Source organism: Micromonospora sp. D75, from assembly GCF_018070405.1.
GTDB lineage: Bacteria > Actinomycetota > Actinomycetes > Mycobacteriales > Micromonosporaceae > Micromonospora > Micromonospora chalcea.
Map to the genome: position 1 here is coordinate 1 of NZ_JAGPXV010000298.1, position 7,130 is coordinate 7,130.

General features: G+C 70.6%; 6 protein-coding genes. 5 read left to right on the forward strand and 1 reads right to left on the reverse strand.

Annotated elements, in window-relative coordinates; all coding sequences use genetic code 11:
• Nucleotides 1–1,057, reverse strand: a 1,057-nt coding sequence (locus KBX39_RS33410) for a PspC domain-containing protein (RefSeq protein WP_247660336.1), incomplete at its 3' end; no start/stop codon positions are given.
• 245 nt (nucleotides 1,058–1,302) lie between these two features.
• On the opposite strand from KBX39_RS33410, the gene KBX39_RS18265 reads away from it, so the two are divergent.
• From KBX39_RS18265 to KBX39_RS18285, 5 genes are all read left to right on the forward strand, one after another.
• Nucleotides 1,303–2,484 (forward strand): ATP-binding protein, encoded by a 1,182-nt coding sequence (locus KBX39_RS18265; RefSeq protein ID WP_312247456.1) that lies wholly within the window; start codon nucleotides 1,303–1,305, stop codon nucleotides 2,482–2,484.
• A gap of 1 nt (nucleotide 2,485) precedes the next feature.
• Complete coding sequence (locus tag KBX39_RS18270; RefSeq protein ID WP_030501521.1) at nucleotides 2,486–3,163, forward strand: response regulator transcription factor; 678 nt, start codon at nucleotides 2,486–2,488, stop codon at nucleotides 3,161–3,163.
• Nucleotides 3,164–3,746: 583 nt separating this feature from the next.
• The gene (locus KBX39_RS18275) at nucleotides 3,747–5,390 is read left to right on the forward strand and encodes an ABC transporter substrate-binding protein (RefSeq protein ID WP_064446567.1); all 1,644 of its coding nucleotides are present in this window, start codon (nucleotides 3,747–3,749) and stop codon (nucleotides 5,388–5,390) included.
• 146 nt (nucleotides 5,391–5,536) lie between these two features.
• On the forward strand, nucleotides 5,537–6,463 hold the full coding sequence (locus KBX39_RS18280; protein ID WP_013288523.1) for an ABC transporter permease: 927 nt from the start codon (nucleotides 5,537–5,539) through the stop codon (nucleotides 6,461–6,463).
• Between the two features lie 75 nt (nucleotides 6,464–6,538).
• A partial coding sequence (locus tag KBX39_RS18285) for an ABC transporter permease (RefSeq protein ID WP_369010115.1) occupies nucleotides 6,539–7,130 on the forward strand: 592 nt, incomplete at its 3' end.

The following is a 7,130-nucleotide window of genomic DNA, read 5'->3' on the forward strand; positions in this document are numbered from 1 at the left end:
CACCCGGCCAGGAGGGCGCCGCGCCGGAGGCCGGCCAGGTGGCGGTGTCCGCGACCGGACCGCTCACCGGGGGCATCGCGGCGGTCGTCGGCTCGGACCAGCCCGGCCGGGTGCCGGCCGCGGCGGGCCAGCCCGGCGCCGGGAGCGTCGGGTAGCTCGTCCCGGCCTCCGGCAGGCCCGGCTCGCGCCCCGGCGTCGCCGGGTGGCCCGGGCCGGACGGGGACGCCGGTTGGTAGCCGGGCTCGGAGGCGGGCGCCGGGGGATAGCCCGGCTCGGTGCGGCCGGCCAGCGGGTAGCCGGGCTCGGCGTGGGCGGCGTACGACGCCGCTTCGGGGCGTACCGGTGGCGTGGTACCGACCGGCGGCGCGGCGGTCCACGGCGGCCCGGCGGCCCCCGCGGTCCACGTGCCCGGGGCCGGCGGCGCGGGCCAGGCCACCGGCGGCACCGGACCCGGCACCGGGCCGGGCGGCGGTGCCGGCTGAGCCGGCCGCTGCCCCGGGCCGCGCTGCTCGCGGTTGAGCAGCAGCGCGCCGCCGATCAGGATCACCGCGCCCAGCAGGATGGCCCGGAACCCGTCGGTGACGACGTAGGCGAAGCCGAGCGCCACCACGATGCCGAGCACGATCACGGTGATCGGGGACATGCTGGACCGGCCGCGGCCGAGCATGGCCTCCACCGGGGAGGCGGTGTCGCCCTCGCCGGGGATGATCAGCCAGCCGGCGACGTACACGATGATGCCGATGCCACCGAAGAAGCCGAGCACGGCCAGCAGCACGCGCCACAGCACCGGGTCGGTGTTCGTGGCCCGGCCGATGGCGGCGCACACCCCGGCCAGGTAGCGGCCCTCGCGGGGGCGCACCAGCCCGTACCGGGTGGTGAAGCCGGCGGCGCCGGGCGGCGGGGCGTACCCCCCGGGTGGCGGGCCGGTGACCGGCGCGCCGCCGCCGGGCGGCGTGGTCGCGTGGTCGGTGGGGGGCGCCGACCCCGGTGGGGGCGGCGGCGGGGCGTCCTGTGCTGCCGCCCAGGGGCGGGGCGGACGGGCAGCGTCCTCGGTCATGCCTCCGATACTGCTTGCCCGGCCGCCCGGACTGCCTCAGGACCCGACCCTGACCCCACCCTGAGATCCGCCGGTGGCGAAAGTCCGGGGCGTCCCCGTGGTCCGGGACGTCGCCGCCGTGTGACGATCTGAGCGTCGGCGCCGCCGCCCTCTCCATCTCGACCTGGGAGTTTCCGATCAGCAGCACCCCTGCCCCGCACGCCCCGCGCCTCTACCGGGCCACCGAGCACCGGCTGGCCGCCGGGGTGGCCGCGGGCATCGCCGAGCACCTGGGCATCCCGGTGCTGCGGGTGCGGATGGCGTTCATGGTCCTGCTCGGGCTCAGCGGCCTCGGGCTGCTGCTGTACGCCGCCTTCTGGGCGGTGGTGCCACCCCGCCCCGGCGACACCGCCGTCCCGCCGCGCCGTGACCTGACCCAGCTGCTGCCGTTCGTGGCGATCGGGCTGGGCGTACTGCTGTTGCAGGTCTTCGCCTTCAACTCGGTGGGCGCGGCCGGCACCGCCGGCTGGCTGGTGGCGATCATCGCGGTCGGCGCGGGCGTCATCTGGCACCAGTCCGGGCCGGAGCGGCGCCGGCAGTGGGGCGACGCGGCGGTGCCCTGGCTGGGCGCGGTGGTGGAAGAGACCGACCGGCGCGCGTTCGTGCTGCGCTTCATCGGCGGCGGCGTGCTCGTCGCGGTCGGCATCATCGGCGTGGCGGCCGTCTACTCGCCGGCGCAGAACTTCGACGCGGTGCTCAACGGCGTGATCTTCGCGCTGGTCGGGCTGGCCGGCGTCGGCGTGGTGACCGGCCCGGTGCTCTGGCGGACCTGGAACCAGCTCCGCTCGGAGCGGGAGGGACGCATCCGCGAGCAGGAGCGGGCCGAGCTGGCCGCCATGGTCCACGACCAGGTGCTGCACACGCTGGCCCTGATCCAGCGCAACGCCAGCGACGTCAAGACGGTGCAGCGGCTGGCCCGTGGCCAGGAGCGCTCGCTGCGCAACTGGCTCTACAAGCCGACCGCCTCGCCGACCGAGCGGTTCGCGGCCGCGCTGGAGCAGGCCGCCGCCGAGGTGGAGGACACGTTCGCCATCACTGTCGAGGCGGTGGTCGTCGGCGACCGGGAGACCGACGAGCGGGTCGGCGCGCTCGTGGCCGCCGCCCGGGAGGCCCTGGTCAACGCGGCCCGGCACGCCGGTGTGCAGACCGTGTCGCTCTACGCCGAGGTGGAGCCGGAGCAGGTGAGCGTCTTCGTCCGGGACCGGGGCAAGGGCTTCGACCCGGATACGGTGGAGAATCACCGGCACGGCGTCCGAGGATCGATCATCGGGCGGATGAAGCGGCACGGCGGCCGGGCGAAGATCCGGTCCGAGCCGGGAGAAGGGACCGAGGTCCGGCTGATCCTGCCGATCAGCGGCTCCGGCTCCACGGCGGAAAGGGACAGGTGACATGTCCGAGCAGGAACCGGTCGAGGGCACGGCGCCGCGCGGGCCGCTGCGGGTCTTCCTCGTCGACGACCACGCGATGTTCCGGGCCGGCGTGCGCGCCGAGCTGGGCGCGCGGGTCGAGGTGGTCGGCGAGGCCAGCTCGGTGGCCGAGGCGGTGACCCGGATCGCGGCCACCGCGCCGGACGTGGTGCTGCTCGACGTGCACATGCCCGACGGCGGCGGCCGCGCGGTGCTGGAGGCGATGCGGCGTACCCACCCACAGGTGCGGTTCCTCGCGCTGAGCGTGTCCGACGCCGCCGAGGACGTGATCGGGCTGATCCGGGCCGGCGCGCGGGGCTACGTCACCAAGACGATCTCCCCGGAGGAGCTGACCGACGCGATCCGCCGGGTGGCCGACGGGGACGCCGTGTTCAGCCCCCGGCTGGCCGGGTTCGTGCTTGACGCGTTCGCGTCCCGGCCGGACGCGCCGGTGGCCGACCCCGAGCTGGACCAGCTCACCAACCGGGAGCGCGAGGTGCTCCGGCTGCTCGCCCGCGGGTACGCCTACAAGGAGATCGCCAAGGAGCTGTACATCTCGATCAAGACGGTCGAGACGCACGTCTCCAACGTCCTGCGCAAGCTCCAGATGTCGAACCGGTACGAGCTGTCCCGCTGGGCTGCCGACCGCCGCCTGGTCTGAGCTCACGTCGCTCGGCGACCCCCTGGGAGGCATCGTCCCCCCGGGGGGTCGTTGTTGTCCGCACAGTCGACGTCGGTATCCTCCGGACGGACAAAAAAGCCGCAGCCGTGCGCCCGTTGACGGCCCGGAGCGGGCGCGGTCCACGTCACAGCGCATGCGGGCGGCAGGGATGCCCGTCAACCTCCATGTGCCCGTCTTGCCTGTTCAGGGCCCTATCGTCCGTACGCTTTGTGATCTTTTCTCAAGTATCGGCAACGTGGCGGGCAACTAACGTCTTGATAACGGCACCTTCACGGAAAGGGCCGGTGGGTGTCACAGTGGCAGCACCTCACCCCCCGGTGTGAGGCATCTCGTCGGGCCTGCCGACCACGTGGACGCCGCCACCAGCGTCGCCGCGTGGTTGTCGACCCTGCGCGGTGCCCACGTCCAAGGTGTGGCGCCCGGCGGATCGGTACCCCTGGGGTGTCCCGAAATCCTCTGCGGTAAACCGACGTCCGGCTTGTCCGGGTCGCCGGTGGTGTCACCCCCAAACGTGCGTGAAACCCACGACGGAACCAGGTTAAGAAAGAGGAGGCCCCTCGGAATGAGAGTCTCGAAGCGGGCGAGCGGCGCGCTCGCGGTGGGCGCGGCATTCGCGCTCGTCGCGTCCGGCTGCTCCAGCGGGAACAACGACGGTGGCGACGCCGGCGCCAGCTCGGACGGCGCGATCGTCATCGACGGTACCCAGCCGGAGAACCCCCTGGTTCCGGCGAACACCACCGAGACCGGTGGCGGCGCGATCATCGACTGGATGTGGAGCGGTCTGGTCGAGTACCCCAACAACGGTGGGGCGCCGCAGAACCTGCTCGCCGAGTCGATCGAGACGAGCGACTCGAAGGTCTTCAAGATCAAGATCAAGCAGAACACCAAGTTCCACGACGGCACCACCGTCAAGGCCGAGAGCTTCGTCAAGGCCTGGAACTGGGCGGCGTACGGCCCGAACGGCGCGCAGAACGCCTCCTTCTTCTCCGACATCCAGGGCTTCGACGAGGTCTACACCGAGGACCCGGACGGCCCGGACGGCCCGCAGAAGGCCCCGGAGCCCAAGGCCAAGGACATGTCCGGCCTCAAGGTCGTCGACGACTGGAACTTCGAGGTCACGCTGAACGCGCCGACCGCCGTGTTCCCGACCAAGCTCGGCTACAGCGCCTTCGTGCCGCTGCCGGACGCCTTCTTCTCCACCACCCCGGCGGAGTTCGGCAAGAAGCCGATCGGTAACGGCCCGGTCAAGCTCGTCTCCTGGCAGGACGACGTCGAGATCAAGCTGACCCGCTTCGACGACTACAGCCTGCGCGACAAGATGAAGATCAAGGACGTCACCGTCAAGATCTACCAGGACGACACGGCGGCCTACAACGACCTGCTTGCCGGCAACCTGGACTTCCAGCAGCAGGTTCCGGTCTCCGCGCTGGCCGGTGACAAGTGGAAGACCGACCTGGCCGAGCGGGCCATGTCCTCGACCACCCCGTCGACCGGCATCATCGCCTTCCCGATCTACGACAAGCGCTTCCAGAACCCGAAGCTGCGCAAGGCGATCTCGCTGTCCATCGACCGGCAGGCGATCACCGACAAGATCTTCTTCGGTACCCGTAAGCCGGCCGACAGCTGGGCCAACCCGCTGACCCCGGGCGCCGAGCCGGGCAACTGCACCGCCTGCAAGTTCGACGTGGCCGAGGCCAAGAAGCTCTACGCCGAGTCCGGTGGCTTCCAGGGCAAGCTGACCCTGTCGTACAACGCGGACGCCAGCCACAAGGAGTGGATGGAGGCCGTCGCCCAGCAGATCAAGACCAACCTGGGCATCGACGCGGTCGCCGTCGGCGTGCCGACCTTCGCGGTCTTCCGCGCCAACATCAACGCCTACAAGATGACCGGCGCGTACCGGGCCGGCTGGCAGCAGGACTACCCGGACGTGGAGAACTGGATCAACCCGCTCTACGTCACCGGTGGTTCCTCGAACGACGGCAAGTACAGCAACCCGCAGGTGGACGCCCTCGCCAAGGAGGCCACCGCGGCCCCCAGCATCGAGGAGGCCCACAAGAAGTTCGCTGAGGCCGTCAAGCTGATCGACCAGGACGTTCCGTCGATGCCGATCTACTTCGGTGGCCAGCAGTCCGGCCACTCGGAGAAGATCAAGAAGCTCGAGCTGACCAACGTCGGCGAGCTCGACATCACCTCGGTCGAGCTCTGATCCGAACGCTCTGACCCCGGGTCGGGCTCGCCTACCGGTGAGCCCGACCCGGGGCCGTTCCGCGAGGGGGTGTACAACGAACCCCTCGCAACGTTGTCGCCGCCGCGCCGGCCCGCCCCGGCGCTCCCTGTCTGGAGGACCACCCCATGGGCCGTTATCTCTTGAGACGGCTGCTGCAACTCGTGCCGGTGTTCATCGGTACGACGTTCCTGATCTACTGGCTCGTCTGGTCAGTGCCCGGTGACCCCTTCGCCGGCAAGTGCGGCGACCGCGGTTGCCCGCCGAACTACCGCGCCATGATGACCGAGAAGTACAACCTCGACGAGTCGATCTGGGTGCAGTACGCCAGCTACATGAAGAACCTTCTGCAGGGTGACTTCGGTATCACGTTCGGCGGTCGCGAGATCAGCGACATCATCGCCACGTCGTACCCGAACACCCTGAAGCTGGCGGTGGTCGCCCTCGCCATCGAGGCCGTGATCGGTCTCGGCGCCGGCATCCTCACCGGCCTGCGGCGCAACGGCTTCCTGGACAACCTGGTCCTGGTCTCCACCCTCTTCCTGATCGCCCTCCCGGTCTTCGTCATCGGCTTCGTGCTGCAGTGGCTGCTCGGTGTGAAGTGGGGCATCATCAACCCGACCGTGTCCAACGAGATGCGGTTCAGTGAACTGATCGTGCCGGGCTTCGTGCTCGGAAGCGCATCGATGGCGTACATCGCCCGGGTGGCGCGTACGAGCATCGCCGAGAACCGGCGTGCCGACTACGTCCGCACCGCGATCGCCAAGGGCCTCCCGATGCGCCGCGTGGTCGGCGTGCACCTGCTGCGCAACTCGCTCATCCCGGTGGTCACCCTGCTCGGCACCGACCTCGGCGCGCTGATGGGTGGCGCGATCGTGACGGAGGGCATCTTCGGCATCAACGGCATCGGCCGTCAGGTGCTCCGCTCGATCGTCACCAAGGAGAGCGCTACCGTTGTCGGCATCGTCGTGGTGTTGGTGCTCGTCTATCTCATCATGAACCTGGTGGTGGACCTGCTCTACGCCGCCCTCGACCCGAGGATCCGCTATGAGTGACCGCCGCAGCGTACGAAACGTCCCAGCAGTCTGCGCGGGTAACCACGCCCGCGCCGAGCGCAGCGAGGTACGGGCATGAGTGACCCGAATACCGCGTCGATCGTGTCGACGCCGCCCGCGACCATGCCCACCGAGGCGGGGTCGGGCGCGCCCACCAACGCGGGCCTGCCGGAGAGCGCGAAGCAGAACAAGCCGCGTGGCCTGCTCGGTGACGCCTGGATCGACCTGCGCCGCAAGCCGCTGTTCTGGATCTCGGCGACGATCATCCTGATCTTCCTCGTGATGGCGGCCTTCCCGTGGCTGTTCACCTCCGGCGACGCGGTCAACGGCTCGCTGGACCGCAGCCGGGTCGAGCCGTCGTCGGCCGCCTGGTTCGGCTACGACGTGCAGGGCCGCGACGTCTACGCCCGGGTCATCTACGGCGCCCGCGCCTCGATCGTGGTGGCAGTGGTCTCCACCGTCCTGACGCTGCTCGTCGGCGGCACGATGGGCATCATCGCCGGCTACCGCGGCGGCTGGGTGGACGCGCTGCTGTCCCGTGTCGCGGACATCTTCTTCGGCCTGCCGTTCGTGCTCGGCTCGATCGTCATCCTGACCACGTTCAACGGGTCCGGCACCGACAACGGCGAGTGGACCATCATGGGCCTGGTCATCCTGTCCCTGAGCG